This is a genomic window from Streptomyces johnsoniae (assembly GCF_031845565.1).
Lineage (GTDB): Bacteria > Actinomycetota > Actinomycetes > Streptomycetales > Streptomycetaceae > Streptomyces > Streptomyces johnsoniae.
Genome location: NZ_JAVREV010000012.1, coordinates 242,002 through 257,949, shown reverse-complemented (window position 1 = coordinate 257,949; position 15,948 = coordinate 242,002). Strand labels below are relative to the sequence as shown.

The following is a 15,948-nucleotide window of genomic DNA, read 5'->3' as shown; positions in this document are numbered from 1 at the left end:
GTCGTCCGCCCCGAAGACACGCGCCCGGTCGGCGATCAACTCCGCCATCAGACCCGCCGCCTCCTCCCGCCGCCCCGCCTCCGCGACATCCCACACATACTCATCACGAGACGACAAGGTCTCCCAGCGATCGGGACCCAGGACACGCGCCCGGTCAGCCACCACCCCGGCCATCAGACGCGCCGCCTCCTCCCACCGCCCCGGCCCACCGAACAGCCACGCGTGCTCATGCCGGGAATGCAAGGTCGCCCACTCATCGGGACCCAGGACACGCGCCCGGTCGGCCGCGACGTCGCCCATCAAACGCGCCCCCTCCGCACGCTCCCCCGCATGTGCGATCAGCCAGGCGTGGTCGTGACGGGACAGCAGCGTCTGTTGGTGATCGGACCCGAGCACCCGCTCGTAGTCGGCCGCCAACTCCGCCATCAACCGCGCGGCCTCCGCACGCCGCCCCAGCTTGTAAGCGTTCCAGGACTCGATGTGGCGGTAACGAAGAGTGTTCCAGTCGTCCGCCCCGAAGACACGCGCCCGGTCGGCGATCAACTCCGCCATCAGACCCGCCGCCTCCTCCCGCCGCCCCGCCTCCGCGACATCCCACACATACTCATCACGAGACGACAAGGTCTCCCAGTGGTCAGGCCCCAGGACACGCGACCGGTCAGCCACCACCCCGGCCATCAGACGCGCCGCCTCCTCACGGTCCCCCGCCTCCCCGACCAGCCACGCGTGCTCATGCCGGGAGGACAGGGTCGCCGGGTCATCAGGCCCCAGGACACGCGCCCGGTCGGCCGCGACCTCGCCCATCAGACGCGCCGCCTCCGCGGGGCCCGCGGTCCTGGTGGCTTCCTTGGCCTGCTGGTGACGGCTGTCGAGGTCTTCCCGTTCCGCGTCGGCGTGCTCGGTGTAGGGAGCCGTGCCGCCCGTCTCCCGCTCCTGGATGAGGGTGGTCACCGCCGAGGGCCACGGCGCGGTGTCCTGGAGATCCTCGGGCGGGCTCCAGCGGGCGCCGATCCGCTCGACGAGCTCCGCCGTGGTGGGCCGCTCGGCGGGGTCCTTCGCCAGGCAGGCGGCGACCAGGTCGCGAACGGGGCCGGGCGGCACCCCATCCAGCTGTGGCCGGCCGGCGACCACACGATGGAGGATCGCCAGCGGCGGGCCCGCACCGAACGGCGGGCTCCCACCGGCGGCGAAGGCGAGCACGCCGCCCAGCGCGAAAACGTCACTGGCCGTCCCCACCTCCCGCCCCTCGGCCTGCTCAGGAGACATGAAACCCGGAGTCCCCACCGCCATGTTCGTCCCGGTCAACGCGGTATCGTCCATCGCCCGCGCGATCCCGAAGTCGATCACCCGCGGGCCGTCCATCGCCAGCAGCACGTTCGACGGCTTGAGATCACGGTGGAACAGCTTCTTCACGTGGATGGCCTGCAACGCCTCGACCAGCCCGGCCGCCAGCGGCCACACCGACGCCTCCGGCAACGGACCGCCTCTGGCCACCGCCTCCGCCAGCGTCGGCCCGGGAACGTACATCGTCGCGATCCACGGCGGATCGTCCTCCGGACCAGCCGCCATCACCGCCGCCGTGAACGCGCCGCTGACCCGTTCGACCGCCGCGATCTCACGCACGAAACGGCGCCGGAACTCCGCCTGCCGCGCCAGATGCGGATGCACGACCTTCACCGCCGCCGCCCGCCCGGCCGGCGACCGGCCCAGGAAGACCTGCCCCATCCCGCCCGCGCCCAGCCGGCCACGCAACACGAACGAACCCACCCGCGCCGGATCGCCCTCCGCCAACGGCTCCATCTCGCCCCTCCACCGGAACACGCACCCCGGACCACCCGGCCTCTGCCCGACTACCCAATCACCAGCCGTACAGCGAAGCCAAGGGTGGTGCCGCGGGCTACTCCCTCCGTCGTACGCGCCCGGTGCCGGGCGCGCCTACGGTGGGGGCATGGGCGTGGAACTGCTGCTCACCGTGGCCGTCTGCTGCGTGACCGCCGCCGATCTGGCCAGCAATGTGCCGGGGACGCGCGAGGACGACTGGATCAGCTGGGCGCTGCTCGCGGTCACCATGCTCGGGCTGCTCGCGCACCGGCGCAGGCCGCTGCTCGCCGCCGTGGTGACGGGGGCCGCGAGCCTGACGTGGACGTTGTACGGCCACATCGGTGAGCTGCTGAACCTGCCGGTGATGGTCGCCCTGTACTTCGTGGCGGTGCAGGGCGACCGGCGCCGGACGCTGCGCGTCGCGGTGGTGGGCGCGCTGCTCTCGGGCGCCGCCGCGGTGATCTCCGGGCAGGAGGAGGGGGCGGTGCCGTCCCCGGTGCTGGAGATGCTCATTCCGCTGGTTCCGCTGCTGCTCGGCGAGGTGGTGCGCGGTCGGCAAGAGCTGGCCCGGCGCGCCGAGTCGGAGCACCGGCAGGAGACGACGCGCCGGTTGCGCGAGGAGCGCGTGCGGATCGCCCGCGAGTTGCACGACGTGGTGGCGCACACCGTCTCGGCGATGACCGTGCAGGCCGGGGTCGCGCTCGACGCGTTCGACCGCAGACCCGAGGTGGCGCGGGCCGCGCTCCAGCAGGTGCGGGACTCGGGCAAGGAGGCGGTGCGCGAGCTGCGGACGACGGTGACGATCCTCCGCGAGAACGACACCGGCGCGCCCGCCGCGCCCGCGCCGCGGCTGGCCCAGCTGGCGGAGCTGACCGAACGCCTCCCGCTGCCGGTGACGCTGCACCTCGCGGCCGGTCCGCCGGCGGCCGGTCCGCTGCCGCCGGTGGTGGAGCTGACCGCGTACCGCATCGTGCAGGAGGCGCTGACCAACGTGGTGAAGCACTCGAACGCGCGCCACGCCGCCGTGTCCGTCCGCGCCGCGGACGGCCGGCTGCTGGTGGAGGTGACCGACGACGGCACCGCGGGCGCGCACGCGGGCGGCGGCACGGGGTTCGGGCTGCTCGGCATGCGCGAACGGGCCACGGCGGTGGGCGGCAGCCTGGAGTACGGGGTCGTGCCGGGCGGCGGTTTCCGGGTCAGCGCGAGCCTGCCCGCGGCCTCCCCGCGGCCCGCGGCGCGGGGCGCGGCATGACCGCGCCGCGCGTCCGCGTCGTGCTGGCCGACGACCAGACCGTCGTCAGGGCCGGTTTCCGCGCGCTGCTCGACCTGACGGACGACCTGGTGGTGGTCGCGGAGGCGGCGGACGGCGCGCAGGCGGTGGAGGCGGTCCGCACCACGCGGCCCGACGTGGTGCTGATGGACATCAGGATGCCGCGGATGGACGGTCTCGCCGCGACACGGGCGATCGCCGCGGACCCTGCCCTGGACGGGGTCGCGGTGCTGGTGCTGACGACTTTCGAGGCGGACGAGTACGTTTTCGAGTCGCTGCGCCGCGGCGCGGCCGGCTTCCTGCTGAAGGACATCGATCCCGACGACCTGCGCGACGCGATCCGCACGGTCGCCGCGGGCCGCAGCCTCCTCGCGCCCGCGGTGACCCGCCGGGTGATCGAGGAGTTCGCGCGGCTGCGCGCGCCGCTGGCCGACGGCGCGGCCCGGCTGGCGCCGCTGACCGCGCGGGAACGCGAGGTGATGGCCCTGGTCGCGGCCGGTCTCTCCAACGAGGAGATCGGCGGGAAGCTGCTGATGTCCCCGCTGACGGCCAAGACGCACGTCAGCCGCGCCATGACGAAGCTGGGCGCACGCGACCGCGCCCAGCTGGTCGTCCTCGCCTACGAAACGGGCCTGGTGCGCGCCGGGGACCCCGGCCGCCGTTCCGCGGGGTAACGGCGGCGGGCGGCGGCGGGCGGCGGCGGGGGTACTCCCGGCGCAGTAGCGGGCGACTCCGTTCGGCAGATGGCGGGGCGGGCGCGGCTGCCTAGCGTCGGGGACATGATCGATGTACACGAGCTGACGAAGCGGTACGGCGCGAAGTCCGCCGTCGACGGGCTCTCGTTCACGGTGCGGCCCGGCCGGGTGACCGGATTCCTCGGGCCGAACGGCGCGGGCAAGTCGACCACGATGCGGATGATCCTCGGCCTGGACGCGCCCACCTCGGGCAGCGCGCTGGTCGGCGGCCGGGCCTACGCCGAGCTGGCCGCGCCGCTGCGCACCGTCGGCTCGCTGCTGGACGCGAAGGGCGTGCACGGCGGGCGTTCCGCGTACGCGCACCTGGCGGGCATGGCGGCGGGCAGCGGGATACCGCGGAGCCGGGTGGACGAGGTGCTCCGGGAGGTGGGTCTCGACCCGGCGACCGCGCGGCGGCGGACGAACGGCTTCTCGCTCGGGATGGGCCAGCGCCTCGGCATCGCCGCCGCGCTGCTCGGCGATCCGGCGGTGCTGATCCTCGACGAGCCCGTCAACGGTCTCGACACCGAGGGCATCCGCTGGATCAGGGAGCTGATGAAGTCGCTGGCGGCCGAGGGGCGGACGGTGTTCCTGTCCAGCCATCTGATGAGCGAGCTGGAGCTGACCGCGGACCACCTGGTGGTGATCGGGCGCGGCCGGCTGCTGGCCGACGCGCCGATGCGGGAGTTCATCGAGTCGCATTCCGGCGGCCAGACCCTGGTCCGCGGCCCGGAGCCGGAACGGCTGCGGGAGTTGCTCCGGGCGGCGGGCGGCCGGGTGTCGCTCGACGCGCGCGGCGGGTGGCTGGTGGACGGGCTGGCGACGGCGGCGATCGGCGAGCTGGCCAGCCGCCACGGGGTGGCGCTGCACGAGCTGACGCCGCGGCTGTCGTCGCTGGAAGAGGTCTACACGGCGATGGCCGGGGCCACCGGCGAGTACCGGGCGGAGGTGGCCCGGTGACGCGGCGGTTCCGGCAGGCGCTGGCGTTCGAGTGGGTCAAGTTCCGCAGCGTTCGTTCCACGGTGTGGACGACCGCCGTCATGGCGGCGCTGCCCGCGCCGGGCGCGGCGTTCGTCGCCGCGACGGGGAGCCTCCAGCCGGACGACACGGTGCTGGGCGGCAGCCTGACCCTGTCGGTACCGGCGCTGATGCTGGCGGCGGTGGTCGGGGCGCTGACGGTGTGCGGGGAGTACGGCAGCGGCACCGTCAGGACGACGTTCGCGGTGGTGCCGCGCCGCGGAACGGTGCTCGCGGCCAAGGCGGTGCTGGTCGCCGGGCTGCTGTACGCGCTGGCGCTGCCCGCCACCGCGGGCGCGTACCTGGTCGGGGACGCGCTGCTGGACGACGGGTACGCGCAGGGGGAGCCGCTGCCCGCGCTGTTCGGCGTGGCCGCGGCGTTCTCGGTGGCCGGGCTGCTCGGGCTCGCCGCGGGCACGCTGATCCGGCATGCCGCGGGCACCGTCACGGCGGTGATCGCGGCGCTGCTGCTGCCCTCGATGCTCGGCCCGCTGTTCGGCGGGGCGGAGCGGTGGGTCGCCGGGAGCAGCCCGACGGCGGCGCTGGAGAAGCTGATGCAGACCTCGGACGCCTCGACGGACGCGGTCGGCTCGCTCGGCGCCTGGCCCTCGCTGCTGCTGGTGACCGGCTACACGGCGCTGGCCCTGCTGGCCGCGGCGGCGCTGCTGCGCCGCCGCGACGTGTGACGCGGCGGCATGTGACGCGGCGGCATGTGACGCGTGGCGGCCGGTCCCGTCAGGGCAGGAGCAGGGTTTTGCCGAGCGTGTCCCTGCGCTCGATGGCGGAGTGCGCCGCCGCCGCGTCGGCCAGCGGGAACGTCCGGCCGATGACGGGGCGGAACCGGCCGGCCGCGGCCGCCTCGACGACCCGCGCGAGCTGCCGGGTCCGCTCCGCCGGCGGCAGCTGCAGGTGTTCGATGCCCCGCAGCTCGATGCCGCGGCGGGCGGCCTCGGCCGGGTCGGGGGCGAAGAAGCCGCCGCCGGGCGCGCCGTGCGCGGAGAACCGCCCGCCGTCGGCGACCAGGCCGAACGCCGCCGAGCCCGCCTCGCCGCCCGCGCCGTCCCAGACCAGGTCGACGCCCTGGTCGCCGGTGCGGGCGCGCACCTGGTCCGCCCAGCCGGGCAGCGTGTAGTCGACGGCGGCCTCGGCGCCCAGGTCCCGGACGAGTGTGAGCTTGCGCGCGCCGCGGGCGGCGCCGATGACGCGCGCCCCGGCCGCGCGCGCGAGCTGCACGAGCAGCACGCCCATGCCGCCGGCCGCGGCGGTGATGAGCACCCAGGTGCCGGGCCGGGGGCGCATCGGCTCGAACAGGCTCATCGCCGTGACCCCGTCGTGGGCGAGCGCCGCGGCCTCCCGCAGCCCGAGCCCGTCGGGCACGGGCACGACGTCCTCCACGGCGGCGACGGCCCGTTGCGTGTACGCGCCGTTCGTCACGGCGACCGTGACGACGGGCCGTCCCCGCCAGGACGGGTCGACGCCGGGGCCGGTGGCGGCGATATGGCCGGCGACGCCGCCGCCGGGCACGAACGGCGGGTCGGCCGGGAACCACTCCCGCGCCGCGCCGCTCCTGATCTGCGCCTCCACGAAGATGGTGTCGACGGCCGCGGCCGCGATGACGACCTGTCCTGGGCCCGGCACGGGGTCCGGCGCCTCCGTTGGCACCAGGACCTCGGGTCCGCCGAACTCCGCCACCCGGATCTCCTGCATCGCGCTCACCTTTTCCCGCTGGGTTGTCCTGACCCCCAAGACTTCAACTTCAAGCACACTTGAAGTCAATCCGGCGCGACGGACGGTGGGTTGCGGCGGTAAACCTGGACGTCTAACATCCAGCTTATGCGGATGGGCGAGGGTGTCGAGTGGGCGCTGCACAGCTGCCTGAACCTGACCTGGATCGAGCCGGGTGAGGCGATGACGGCGGCGCGGCTCGCCGCGTTCTACCAGCTGCCCCCCGCCTATCTCAACAAGCAGCTCCAGGCGCTCGTCCGGGCGGGCATCGTCACCTCCACCCCAGGGCCGCGGGGCGGCTTCCGGCTGGCCAGGGCACCGGAGGAGATCACGCTCCTCGACGTGGTGACGGCGATCGAGGGCACCGGCGAGGCGTTCCGCTGCGACGAGGTGCTGCGCCGGGGGCCCGGCGGCCGGGAGGACGTCGACTACCGGCAGCAGTGCGTCGTCGCACAGTCCATGCGGCGGGCCGAGCTGGCCTGGCGCAAGGAGCTGGCCGGCCGGACGCTGGCCGAGGTCAAGGCCACCGTGGAGAAGCGCCACCCGGGCACCCCGGCGAGTACGCGGAGCTGGTTCGCCGGCCTGCGCACCTGACGGCGCGGCAGCGCATGCGTCGCGCGGCGCCCCGCGCCGCGATCCTGGATAAAAAACGTCCTGGATATCTGGGATGAGTTTCCCGGCAGGACGAACAGACAGAGCAGACAGAGCAGATAGAAGAGACCGAGCAGACAGAACGAGGAGACCCGGCATGACCAGCAGCCCCACCACCCACCAGCAGCCCCGGCTCAGCGTGCGCAAGCTCGCCCGCGACGGCTACCGGGCGATGCTCGCCCTGGAGTCCTCGATCGGCGCCGGGCGCGTGCCGCAGCGCACGCTCGAACTGCTGCGCCTGCGCGTCAGCCAGATCAACGGCTGCGGCTACTGCGTCGACATGCACGCCCGCGAGGCGAAGCAGGCCGGCGACAGCGACGAGCGGCTGTTCGCCGTGGCCGCCTGGCGGGAGACGCCGTACTTCACCGACGCGGAGCGCGCCGCGCTCGCCCTCGCCGAATCGGCCACGCGCATCGCCGACGCCGCGGACGGCGTCCCGCAGGACGTCTGGGCGGAGGCCGCCCGCCACTACGACGAGGAGTCCCTGGCCACGCTGGTCATGGCCATCGCCGCGATCAACGCCTGGAACCGCATCAACGTCGCCGTCCGGAACGTCGCGGGCACCTGACCGGCCCCGGTCGTGGCCGGCCTACCGGGGGAGCGGGCGCCAGGCGCTGACACCGGCCTCGCCGGTGGTGCCGAGGTCGATGCCGCCGTCCGGCGTCAGCACCTGCCCCTCCCCGCCGGGCGCCGGCGCGGCCCGGATGTGCTCGGCGACGACCGGCGCCCCCTGGCCGCCGAGCACGGTGTTCCGCCACAGCAGCCCCGCGGTGGCCCGTTCCCCCGGCCGGAGCGTGAACGGCTCGGGCGGGTCGTCGAAGCCCTCGACGACCGCGATATCCGCCGAGCCCTCGGCCACCTCGGCGTCCAGGGGCCGCAGCCGGTCGTCGAGCAGCGTCAGTCGCGGATAGCCGTGTACGGCGTACGGCTCGGTGCCGCAGTTGGCCAGCTCGATACTCAGCACCCGCAGCCCCATCGCCGCCTCCACGAGGCCCGCCGTGACGCGCACACCGGAGTCGGCGCAGCCGGGCGCCCGCTCCGGCGCGGCGGAGGAGGGCGGCACCATGGCCGGCTCCGCGGCCGGGGCGGCGGCGGGGGCCGCGGCCCCGGTGCCGCAGCCGGCGGCGGCCAGCAGGCCGGCCGCGGCCAGCACGAGCAGCGGCGCGCGGCGATGCGCCCTGGGGGTTCTCATCGCCCGATGATCGCACGAGTGTGCGGAGGGCGGATCGGGAACGGACCGGGGGCGCGGATCGGGAACGGATCAGGGGCGCCCCGGGACGCCCCCGTCCGCCTCGATCTCGTCGTGGATGCGCGCGCAGATCCGGTTCAGCAGGCGGGAGACGTGCATCTGGGAGATGCCGAGCCGCGCGCCGATCTCGCGCTGCGTCAGCTCCCGGTAGAACCGCAGGTAGAGGAGGTGCCGTTCGCGTTCGGACAGGGCGCGCAGCTTGGGGCGGACGGCCGCCATGCGCACCACCCGTTCGTACCCGGCGTCCGGGCCGCCGACGGTGTCGGCCAGGCTGTAGCCGCCGTCGCCGCCGCGGCTGAGGTCCGCGTCCAGGGACAGCGGCCGGTAGCTCTCCAGGGCGGCCATGCCCTCCCTGACCTCCTCCTGCGTCAGCCCGCCGGCCTCGGCCAGCGCCGCCACGCCGGGCGGCCGGTCGTCCACGCGGCACTCCAGGCTGCGCTGGGCGGCCCTGACCCGGTTGCGCAGCTCCTGCGTGCGGCGCGGCACGTGCAGCCCCCACAGGTGGTCCCTGAAGTGACGCTTGACCTCGCCGACGATGGTCGGCACGGCGTAGCTCTCGAACGCGTTGCCGCGGTGCGGGTCGTAGCCGCGCACGGCCTTGACCAGGCCGAGGGCGGCGACCTGGGCCAGGTCCTCCTGGCTTTCGCCGCGGTCGCGGAAGTTGCGGGCCAGCCGGTCGGCCATCGGCAGCCAGGCGCTGACCACTTCGTCGCACAGCCGCCTGCGTTCCGGGCCGTCCGGCAGCGCCGCGATGCGCTCGAACTGGGGGCCGGTGTCCGGCGCGTCGTCGTGCGGGTGCCTGCGGCGGCGCGGGCGGGGCGGCGCGGGGCGGGTCGCCCCGCGCCGGGTGGTGCGGGGTGCGGTGCGGTTCTTCGTGCGCGGTGTCGTGCGGGTCGAGGTCCTCATCACTGCTCTCCGAGGCGTCGACGGCAGATTCGCATTGATACCTTCTGCCCGGTCTTGCACTGAGTTGCTCCGGGCTTTATGGGCCCCTGCCCGAGCACAGGAGCGGTAAACGGGCCACCGCGAACGCGCCACCGCGAACGCGCCACCGCGAACGCGCCACCGCGAACGGGCCACCGCTCCGGTTGCCGGGCCGCCGGGGCGGCGGCAGAGTGGAACCAGGTCCTGTCCTGCCCTGTCCGCAGGGCGGGCACTCTCCGGAGGCAGCCATGGACATCCTGGTGCTTGTCGGGCGAATCCTTTTCGTCCCCCTCTTCCTCAGCTCCGCCGTCGGTCACCTGACCCAGAGCAAGGGCATGGCCGGTTACGCCGCCGCCAAGGGCGTTCCGCTGCCGCAGGCTTCCGTCCTGGGCTCCGGGGCGTTCATGCTGGTGGGCGCGCTCAGCGTGCTGCTCGGCGTGTGGCCGGACCTCGGCGCCCTGCTGCTGGCCCTCTTCCTCATCCCGACCGCGGTGTTCATGCACCCGTTCTGGAAGGAGACCGACGCGGGAGCGCGGCAGAGTGAGATGATCCAGTTCAACAAGGATCTCGCGCTCGGCGGCGCGGCACTGATGCTGCTCGGGCTGTTCTCGATCGCGGGGGACGACATCGGCCTCCTCTGGACCGGGCCGCTGTTCTAGCGAACGGCCCCACGGGAACCTCGCCGCCCCCCGTCGCGTTCTCTGTCCGGACGAACGGCACCAAGGGGGTGGCGGGGTGAATCTGCTCGACGCGCTGCTGCTGCTCGCGGTGGTCGTCGCGGCGGTCTCCGGCTTCCTGCGGGGGCTGATCGCCGGTGTCGTCTCGCTGATCGGCTTCGTCGGCGGCGCCGCGCTCGGGGTGTGGCTGCTGCCGTTCGTCGTGGACCACATGGAGCCGGGCTCCGCCTCCGCCACGATCGTCGCGCTGGTGGTCGTGCTGGTGCCCGCCGCCGTGGGGCAGGCGCTGGCCTGGCCGCTGGCGGTGCAGTTGCGGGACTCGGTGCGGTGGGCGCCCGCGCGGTGGCTCGACGGCGTGGGCGGCTCGGCGTTCAACGCGGTCGGCGTGCTGCTCGTCGCCTGGATAGCCGCGAGCGCGCTGACCCCCACCCCCTCCCCCGGGCTCAACCAGGCGGTGTCGGACTCCCGCGTGCTCGGCGCCGTCCAGGACCGGATGCCGGACCAGGCGCCGACGTGGTTCAACCGGGCCACCGACGTGCTGGGCGACGCCGGATTCCCGCAGGTCTTCAACCCCTTCGAGAACGCGCCGACCGCCGAGGTGCCCGAGCCCTCCGGCGACAATGTGACGCAGGCCGCGGTCGCCGCCGCGCAGAACAGCACGGTGAAGGTCACCGCGAGCGCGGGCTTCTCCGGCCAGGAGGGCAGCGGATTCGTCTACGCGGACGAGCGCGTGATGACCAATGCGCACGTGGTCGAGGGGGCCGATGTGACGGCCGTGCAGGTCGGCGGCGTCGGCCGGCGCATGGAGGCCAGTGTGATCCTCTTCGACCCGGACACCGATGTGGCCGTGCTCAGCGTGCCGGGCCTCCAGGCGCCCGCGCTGACTCTCGCCGGCGATGCGGAGCGCGGCGACCCCGGGGTGGTCGCGGGGTATCCGGAGGACGGGCCGCTGGACGTGCGAGCCGCGACGGTCGCCGGCCGCACCTCGGCGCGGGGGCAGGACATCGACGGCAGCAGCGTCGTCACCCGCGACATCTACACCGTCCGCTCCCTGGTGCGCCCGGGGAACTCGGGAGGTCCCCTGCTCACCACGGACGGCCAGGTCTACGGCATGGTCTTCGCCCGTTCCGTCACCGATGCGCAGACGGGGTACGTGCTGACCGCGGACCAGATCCGCGGCCACGCGGAGCAGGCCGGCTGACCGACCGGGCGGCGGGGGTCACGCGTCCCGCCGCTCGACGGTGCCGCCGTCGGCCTCGATCAGGCCCAGCAGCTCCTCGGTGTCGCGTGCCACCCGCTCCGGGCGTCCTGGGCGCAGCAGCTTCCCGGCGCGGTCGCCCCAGCCGGGCGAGACGGTGTACCGGGTGCCGGCCACCTTCATGGCGAGGGTCTTGCCGCCGCTGAAGCGGGCCTTGGCCGCCGCCACCTTGCTCATGGGGGCGCTGACGATCTCCTGCCGGTCGGAGCCGAGCAGCTTCAGCCGCCCGCGATCGACGGCCACGAAGCCGTGCTGCGCGACGGGCCGCACGCCCTTGCCGATATGGACCTCGTCGAACACGCGCGTGGCAGTTCCGTTGGGACTCATTTCTACCTCCGTTGCTTCCACGATACGGAAGCCAACGAGTAGCCCGAGGACTGCAGCTGAAACGCCGTCAGCTTCCGCCTCTGGTTCATATTCTTCCCAAATGCCGCGGACCATGCGTGCAGCGGGGAACGCACGGATGACCGGTCGAAGAAAACTTCGATTCCGGCCACCTGCGGCGGCCGCGCGCCCGGATACTCACACGCGTCCGGTCCCGCCGCTCCGGGGAGTCACCGTGGAAAATCCCAGTCGCCGTCGTGTCCTTGGCAGTGCAGCCGCCCTCTCCGCCACGCTCGTCGGCGCGGTCGCCGCACCGGCCCGCGCCGAGGGAGGCGGGTGGCGGCCGGTGCCCGCGCCCCTGCGCCGGGCGCACGCCCACAACGACTACGAGCACGAACGCCCGCTGCACGACGCCCTCGCCCAGGGCTTCACCAGTGTCGAGGCCGACATCTGGCTGGTCGACGGGCAGTTGCTCGTCGCACACGACGAGGTCGACCTCGACCCGCGCCGCACGCTGGAGGCGCTGTACCTCGACCCGCTGCTGGCCCGCGTCCGCGCGCACCGCGGCCACGTGTACCGCGGGCACCCGGCCTCGCTCCAGCTGCTGATCGACCTCAAGAACACCGGCGAGGCCACCTACCGCGAACTGTCGCGCCGGCTGCGCCCCTACCGCCGCATCCTCAGCTCCGCGGCACACGGCCGGGTGCGCACCGGCGCGGTCACCGCCGTGATCTCCGGCGACCGGGCCGCCCGCGTGCCGATGGAGCAGGAACGGGTGCGCCACGCGTTCTACGACGGCCGTCTCGACGATCTCGGAACGGGGACGCCCGCCTCGTTCATCCCGCTGATCAGCGGGAACTGGACCAGCAGCTTCACGTGGCAGGGCACCGGGCCGATGCCGGCGGCGGAACGCGAGCGGCTGCACGGCATCACCGCCGCGGCGCACGCGGCCGGGCAGCGCGTCCGCTTCTGGGCGACGCCCGACCTGCCTGGCCCGGAACGCGAGGCCGTCTGGCGCGAGCTGATCGCGGCGGACGCGGACCACCTCAACACCGACGACCTCGCCGGACTCGCCGCGTTCCTCCGGGCGGAGGACCGGTAGCGACGGGCGTCCGCCCGCCGGGGGTCAGTGGCTCCTGGCGGGCAGATCCTCGACCCAGGCGTACCGCGTCCCCCGCCCCTCGGTGCACTGGAGCTCGTACAGACCGCCGCTCTGCCGTGCCGCCAGCATCAACGGCAGCGGCACGCGGCCGGTGATGACGACATCGATGGTCCGGCCGTCGCGAGGACCGCCGTCGAACCGGACGCTGATCACGTGGTGCTCAGCCATGGCGCCAACCTATCCGGGCGGCCCTGGCCCGCGCGCCACCCGGAAGGGTGGCGCGCGGAACGCCAGTTGGCCGCGGGCCGCCGGGCCGGGCGGCCCGCGCCGCGGGTCAGGGCGCGGGGTGGAGGACGGAGCGCTGCCGCCCGAGACCGGAGATCTCCAGCTCCACCACATCGCCGGCGCCGAGGTAGGGGAACCGCCCGGAGAGGGCGACGCCCTCCGGGGTGCCGGTGTTGATGACGTCGCCGGGTTCGAGCACGAGGTACTGGGACAGGTCGTGGATCAGCTCGGCCACGCCGAAGATCATGTCCGCGGTGGTGGAGTCCTGCCGCGGCTCCCCGTTGACCCACGAGCGCAGCCGCAGCTCGCGCGGGTCCCCGGCCTCGTCCGGCGTGACCAGCACCGGGCCGAGCGGGTTGAACGTCTCGCAGCTCTTGCCCTTGGACCACTGCCCGCCGGACTCCTCCAGCTGGAAGGCCCGTTCGGAGACGTCGTTGCTGACCGCGTAGCCGGCGACGTGCGCCAGGGCCTCGGCGGGCGAGGAGAGGTAACGGGCGCGGCGGCCGATGACCACGGCCAGCTCCACCTCCCAGTCCGTCCTGACCGAGCCGCGCGGGATCAGCACGTCGTCGCGGGGACCGACGACCGTGTTGGGCGACTTGTAGAAGAGGATGGGCCGCTTGGGCGGTTCCGCGCCGGACTCGGCGGCGTGCGCCGCGTAGTTCTGCCCGATGCACAGCACCGCGGAGGGCCGGGCCACGGGGGCGCCGATCCGTTCCCCTTCGATGGAGGTCTCCGGCAGCGCGGCCGGGTCGGGCACGAGGGCGGGGTCCTCGGCGAGCGCGGCCAGGAACGCGCCGTCGATGTCCGCGGTGACGGGCCGCAGGTCGTGGTAGCGCTCGCCGGTGCCGTCGCCGGTGCCGTTGCCGTCGCCTGAGACGAGCACGGGACGCTCGTGGCCCGGTTCGCCGATGCGCATGAGACGCATGATGGGGTGACTCCTCGCTGTACGTGCCGTGGCGTGCTTGATCGCACTCTCCCCCAGCAGGCACGTTTCACTCAACCGTTCGGGTCACCGGGCCGTGCCGTGCCTCAGGCGGGCCGGGTCGCCGGCGGCTCGCCGCTGGCCGCCGAGACGTCGATCACCGCGAACGTCATGCCCTGCGGGTCGGCCACGGCGGCGAAGCGGCCGAAGGGGCTGTCCACCGGCCCGTCGATCAGCCGGCCGCCCAGCTGCTGCACGGTCTCCACCGCGCCGTCGCAGTCCGGCACCGCGAAGTAGATCTCGGCGTGCGGCGGCATCCCGTCGGGGGCCGTGGGCGGCATCGCCATCCGGCCGAGCGCGGGGGTGCCGCCGAACCCGTACACCTTGTAGTCGAGCGAGGCGTCCGGGTCCTCCATCCGCTGCACGTCGTAGGGGAACACGGCGGGGAAGAACGCGTCGGCCGCCGCGGGATCGCGCGTCACCAGCTCCGCCCAGCAGAACGTCCCCGGCTCGTCGCGCCGTTCGAACCCGTGGTGGCTGCCCGCCTCCCACACGCCGAACAGCACCCCGCCCGGGTCGGCGGCCGTCACCATCCGGCCGAACTCGCCGACCTCCATGGGCTCCATCAGTACCCGGCCGCCGTGCTCCCGCACCCGCTCGGCGGTGGCCGCGGCATCGGGCGAGGCGAGGTACAGCGTCCACGACGGCGGCACGTCCTGGCCCGCCATCTGCGGCGCGAGGGCGGCGACGGCCCGGCCGTCCAGAGTCGCCTGCGCGTAGCCGCCGTACTCGGCCGAGTCCGTCCCGAAGCTCCAGCCGAACAGCTGCTCGTAGAACCGCTTGCCGGCCGCCACATCCGGCACGGTGGCGTCCGCCCAGCAGGGCGTGCCCGCGGAGAAGCCCGCGACAAGGTCGGACATGGCCAGGCCATCCTTTCCCTCGCTGATCGTCACCGGTCACGGTGGTCATCGCCGGTCACGCTGATCACGGTGGTCCGCTGATCACGCTGATTCGCTGCCGAACCAGGCCATTCCACGCTAGCCACTCCGGTGATAATCGGCACGGTGAACGATTCCAGCGAGCCCGCCGGCTGGCAGCGCGTTGCCCGCCTCGATCCCGTACGCATGGCCGACGCCCTGTACGAGCACACCGGCGTCCGGCTCACCGTCGAGGGCCCCTGCCCCGGCGGCCAGGTCGGCACGGCCTACGTCCGCCTGCCGGACGGCCACCGCGCCGTGCTGAAGTGGCGTCCCGGCACCCGCCTGGCCGACCTGCGCGCCGGCCCGGTCGCCGTCACCGACGTGCTGCGGGCCGCCGGCTACCCCGCACCCGCCACCGAGCTGTCCGCGCAGGTCGGGCCCGACGTGGTCCTCGTCCAGGAACTGCTGCCCGGCGCGCCGCCCGGCCGACTCGGCCACGCCGCGCTCGACCGCGCCCTCGCCCTGAACGACCTCCAGGCCGGCCGCCTCGCCGGCCACCCCGAGGTGCCGGAGACCGAGCTGTACCTGACCGGCGACGGGCCCGGCTTCTGCCTGCACGGCCCGCTGCGGGAGTTCAGCCGGCGCAGCGCAGCGCTGGAGGCGTGGATCGCGGAGGTCGGCGCGAGCGCCCCGGGACGGCTGCCCGGTGTGGACGCCGTGCACCACGACTTCCACCCGGGGAACCTGCTGGCCGGGCCCGGCGGAACGGTCACCGGCGTCGTCGACTGGGACGGCGCGGGCCGCGGCGACCGCCGCTTCGACCTGGTCACCCTCCGCTTCGGGCTTTACCCCGACGCGGCGGAGCCGGGCGTCGCCGAGCGCCTGGACGAGATCCTGGCCGGCTTTCCGGAGGAGGTGCTGCGCCCGGCGTGGGCGTGCATGAGCCTGCGCATGACCGACTGGGCCATCCGCCACTTCACGGCCGCGGCGGCCGAGGCGTGGATCGGCTTCGCCGAGCGCGGCGCGGCCCGCCTGGGCTGACCCGCGGCAACAGCGGTGCCGCGCG

Annotated in this window: 18 protein-coding genes; 10 read left to right on the top strand and 8 right to left on the bottom strand. The window is 74.3% G+C overall.

The window, feature by feature from the left end:
- Positions 1-1,800: serine/threonine-protein kinase (locus RM779_RS21975; protein ID WP_311619455.1), on the bottom strand; the 1,800-nt coding region annotated here is incomplete at its 3' end.
- 148 nt (positions 1,801-1,948) lie between these two features.
- Here RM779_RS21975 and RM779_RS21970 point away from each other — a divergent pair.
- From RM779_RS21970 to RM779_RS21955, 4 genes are all read left to right on the top strand, one after another.
- The gene (locus RM779_RS21970; protein ID WP_311619454.1) at positions 1,949-3,073 is read left to right on the top strand and encodes a sensor histidine kinase; all 1,125 of its coding nucleotides are present in this window, start codon (positions 1,949-1,951) and stop codon (positions 3,071-3,073) included.
- Complete coding sequence (locus RM779_RS21965; protein WP_311619453.1) at positions 3,070-3,765, top strand: response regulator transcription factor; 696 nt, start codon at positions 3,070-3,072, stop codon at positions 3,763-3,765. Before RM779_RS21970 ends, RM779_RS21965 begins: the two co-directional genes overlap by 4 nt.
- Positions 3,766-3,870: 105 nt before the next feature.
- On the top strand, positions 3,871-4,785 hold the full coding sequence (locus RM779_RS21960) for an ABC transporter ATP-binding protein (RefSeq protein WP_311619452.1): 915 nt from the start codon (positions 3,871-3,873) through the stop codon (positions 4,783-4,785).
- Positions 4,782-5,528, top strand: a complete 747-nt coding sequence (locus RM779_RS21955; RefSeq protein ID WP_311619451.1) for an ABC transporter permease — start codon at positions 4,782-4,784, stop codon at positions 5,526-5,528. Before RM779_RS21960 ends, RM779_RS21955 begins: the two co-directional genes overlap by 4 nt.
- A 49-nt stretch (positions 5,529-5,577) precedes the next feature.
- Here RM779_RS21955 and RM779_RS21950 read toward each other — a convergent pair whose 3' ends face one another.
- Entirely contained in the window at positions 5,578-6,549 is a 972-nt protein-coding gene (locus RM779_RS21950; RefSeq protein ID WP_311619450.1) for a zinc-binding dehydrogenase, read from the bottom strand.
- 126 nt (positions 6,550-6,675) lie between these two features.
- Between RM779_RS21950 and RM779_RS21945 the strand changes: the two genes are divergently transcribed.
- On the top strand, positions 6,676-7,161 hold the full coding sequence (locus tag RM779_RS21945) for an RrF2 family transcriptional regulator (protein ID WP_394813358.1): 486 nt from the start codon (positions 6,676-6,678) through the stop codon (positions 7,159-7,161).
- A gap of 229 nt (positions 7,162-7,390) precedes the next feature.
- Positions 7,391-7,786 carry a carboxymuconolactone decarboxylase family protein gene (locus tag RM779_RS21940; RefSeq protein ID WP_311619466.1) on the top strand — a complete coding sequence of 132 codons (396 nt, stop codon included), beginning with the start codon at positions 7,391-7,393 and terminating at the stop codon, positions 7,784-7,786.
- Between the two features lie 21 nt (positions 7,787-7,807).
- Here the strand turns inward: RM779_RS21940 and RM779_RS21935 are convergent, their stop codons facing one another.
- Both RM779_RS21935 and RM779_RS21930 read right to left on the bottom strand, forming a co-directional pair.
- Positions 7,808-8,410, bottom strand: coding sequence for a DUF4232 domain-containing protein (locus RM779_RS21935; RefSeq protein ID WP_311619448.1), 603 nt, complete (start codon positions 8,408-8,410; stop codon positions 7,808-7,810).
- Positions 8,411-8,479: 69 nt separating this feature from the next.
- Positions 8,480-9,373 (bottom strand): SigB/SigF/SigG family RNA polymerase sigma factor, encoded by an 894-nt coding sequence (locus RM779_RS21930; RefSeq protein ID WP_311619447.1) that lies wholly within the window; start codon positions 9,371-9,373, stop codon positions 8,480-8,482.
- Between the two features lie 266 nt (positions 9,374-9,639).
- On the opposite strand from RM779_RS21930, the gene RM779_RS21925 reads away from it, so the two are divergent.
- Together RM779_RS21925 and RM779_RS21920 are read left to right on the top strand one after the other, a co-directional pair.
- Positions 9,640-10,050, top strand: coding sequence for a DoxX family protein (locus tag RM779_RS21925; protein WP_311619446.1), 411 nt, complete (start codon positions 9,640-9,642; stop codon positions 10,048-10,050).
- A gap of 76 nt (positions 10,051-10,126) precedes the next feature.
- Complete coding sequence (locus tag RM779_RS21920) at positions 10,127-11,269, top strand: MarP family serine protease (protein ID WP_311619445.1); 1,143 nt, start codon at positions 10,127-10,129, stop codon at positions 11,267-11,269.
- An 18-nt stretch (positions 11,270-11,287) separates the two neighbouring features.
- On the opposite strand, the gene RM779_RS21915 is transcribed toward RM779_RS21920, so the two are convergent.
- Complete coding sequence (locus tag RM779_RS21915; RefSeq protein ID WP_311619444.1) at positions 11,288-11,653, bottom strand: hypothetical protein; 366 nt, start codon at positions 11,651-11,653, stop codon at positions 11,288-11,290.
- A gap of 232 nt (positions 11,654-11,885) precedes the next feature.
- Here RM779_RS21915 and RM779_RS21910 point away from each other — a divergent pair, with 232 nt between their 5' ends.
- Complete coding sequence (locus tag RM779_RS21910) at positions 11,886-12,752, top strand: phosphatidylinositol-specific phospholipase C/glycerophosphodiester phosphodiesterase family protein (protein WP_311619443.1); 867 nt, start codon at positions 11,886-11,888, stop codon at positions 12,750-12,752.
- Positions 12,753-12,776: 24 nt separating this feature from the next.
- Here the strand turns inward: RM779_RS21910 and RM779_RS21905 are convergent, their stop codons facing one another.
- The 3 genes from RM779_RS21905 to RM779_RS21895 form a co-directional block, all read right to left on the bottom strand.
- Positions 12,777-12,980, bottom strand: coding sequence for a hypothetical protein (locus RM779_RS21905; RefSeq protein WP_311619442.1), 204 nt, complete (start codon positions 12,978-12,980; stop codon positions 12,777-12,779).
- A gap of 106 nt (positions 12,981-13,086) precedes the next feature.
- A complete protein-coding gene (locus RM779_RS21900) occupies positions 13,087-13,965 on the bottom strand; it encodes a fumarylacetoacetate hydrolase family protein (protein ID WP_311619441.1) in 879 nt (292 codons plus the stop codon).
- 104 nt (positions 13,966-14,069) lie between these two features.
- Positions 14,070-14,882, bottom strand: a complete 813-nt coding sequence (locus RM779_RS21895) for a VOC family protein (RefSeq protein ID WP_311619440.1) — start codon at positions 14,880-14,882, stop codon at positions 14,070-14,072.
- A 144-nt stretch (positions 14,883-15,026) separates the two neighbouring features.
- Here RM779_RS21895 and RM779_RS21890 point away from each other — a divergent pair, with 144 nt between their 5' ends.
- Positions 15,027-15,923, top strand: coding sequence for an aminoglycoside phosphotransferase family protein (locus tag RM779_RS21890; protein WP_311619439.1), 897 nt, complete (start codon positions 15,027-15,029; stop codon positions 15,921-15,923).
- Positions 15,924-15,948 lie beyond the last annotated feature (25 nt).

Excerpts from the sequence above, each read along its gene's own strand:
- RM779_RS21970 (WP_311619454.1), top strand. The coding sequence starts at position 1,949 with ATGGGCGTGGAACTGCTGCTCACCGTGGCCGTCTGCTGCGTGACCGCC.
- RM779_RS21965 (WP_311619453.1), top strand. The coding sequence starts at position 3,070 with ATGACCGCGCCGCGCGTCCGCGTCGTGCTGGCCGACGACCAGACCGTC.
- RM779_RS21960 (WP_311619452.1), top strand. The coding sequence starts at position 3,871 with ATGATCGATGTACACGAGCTGACGAAGCGGTACGGCGCGAAGTCCGCC.
- RM779_RS21950 (WP_311619450.1), bottom strand. The coding sequence starts at position 6,549 with ATGCAGGAGATCCGGGTGGCGGAGTTCGGCGGACCCGAGGTCCTGGTG.
- RM779_RS21945 (WP_394813358.1), top strand. The coding sequence starts at position 6,676 with ATGCGGATGGGCGAGGGTGTCGAGTGGGCGCTGCACAGCTGCCTGAAC.
- RM779_RS21940 (WP_311619466.1), top strand. The coding sequence starts at position 7,391 with ATGCTCGCCCTGGAGTCCTCGATCGGCGCCGGGCGCGTGCCGCAGCGC.
- RM779_RS21935 (WP_311619448.1), bottom strand. The coding sequence starts at position 8,410 with ATGAGAACCCCCAGGGCGCATCGCCGCGCGCCGCTGCTCGTGCTGGCC.
- RM779_RS21930 (WP_311619447.1), bottom strand. The coding sequence starts at position 9,373 with ATGAGGACCTCGACCCGCACGACACCGCGCACGAAGAACCGCACCGCA.
- RM779_RS21925 (WP_311619446.1), top strand. The coding sequence starts at position 9,640 with ATGGACATCCTGGTGCTTGTCGGGCGAATCCTTTTCGTCCCCCTCTTC.
- RM779_RS21915 (WP_311619444.1), bottom strand. The coding sequence starts at position 11,653 with ATGAGTCCCAACGGAACTGCCACGCGCGTGTTCGACGAGGTCCATATC.
- RM779_RS21905 (WP_311619442.1), bottom strand. The coding sequence starts at position 12,980 with ATGGCTGAGCACCACGTGATCAGCGTCCGGTTCGACGGCGGTCCTCGC.
- RM779_RS21900 (WP_311619441.1), bottom strand. The coding sequence starts at position 13,965 with ATGCGTCTCATGCGCATCGGCGAACCGGGCCACGAGCGTCCCGTGCTC.
- RM779_RS21895 (WP_311619440.1), bottom strand. The coding sequence starts at position 14,882 with ATGTCCGACCTTGTCGCGGGCTTCTCCGCGGGCACGCCCTGCTGGGCG.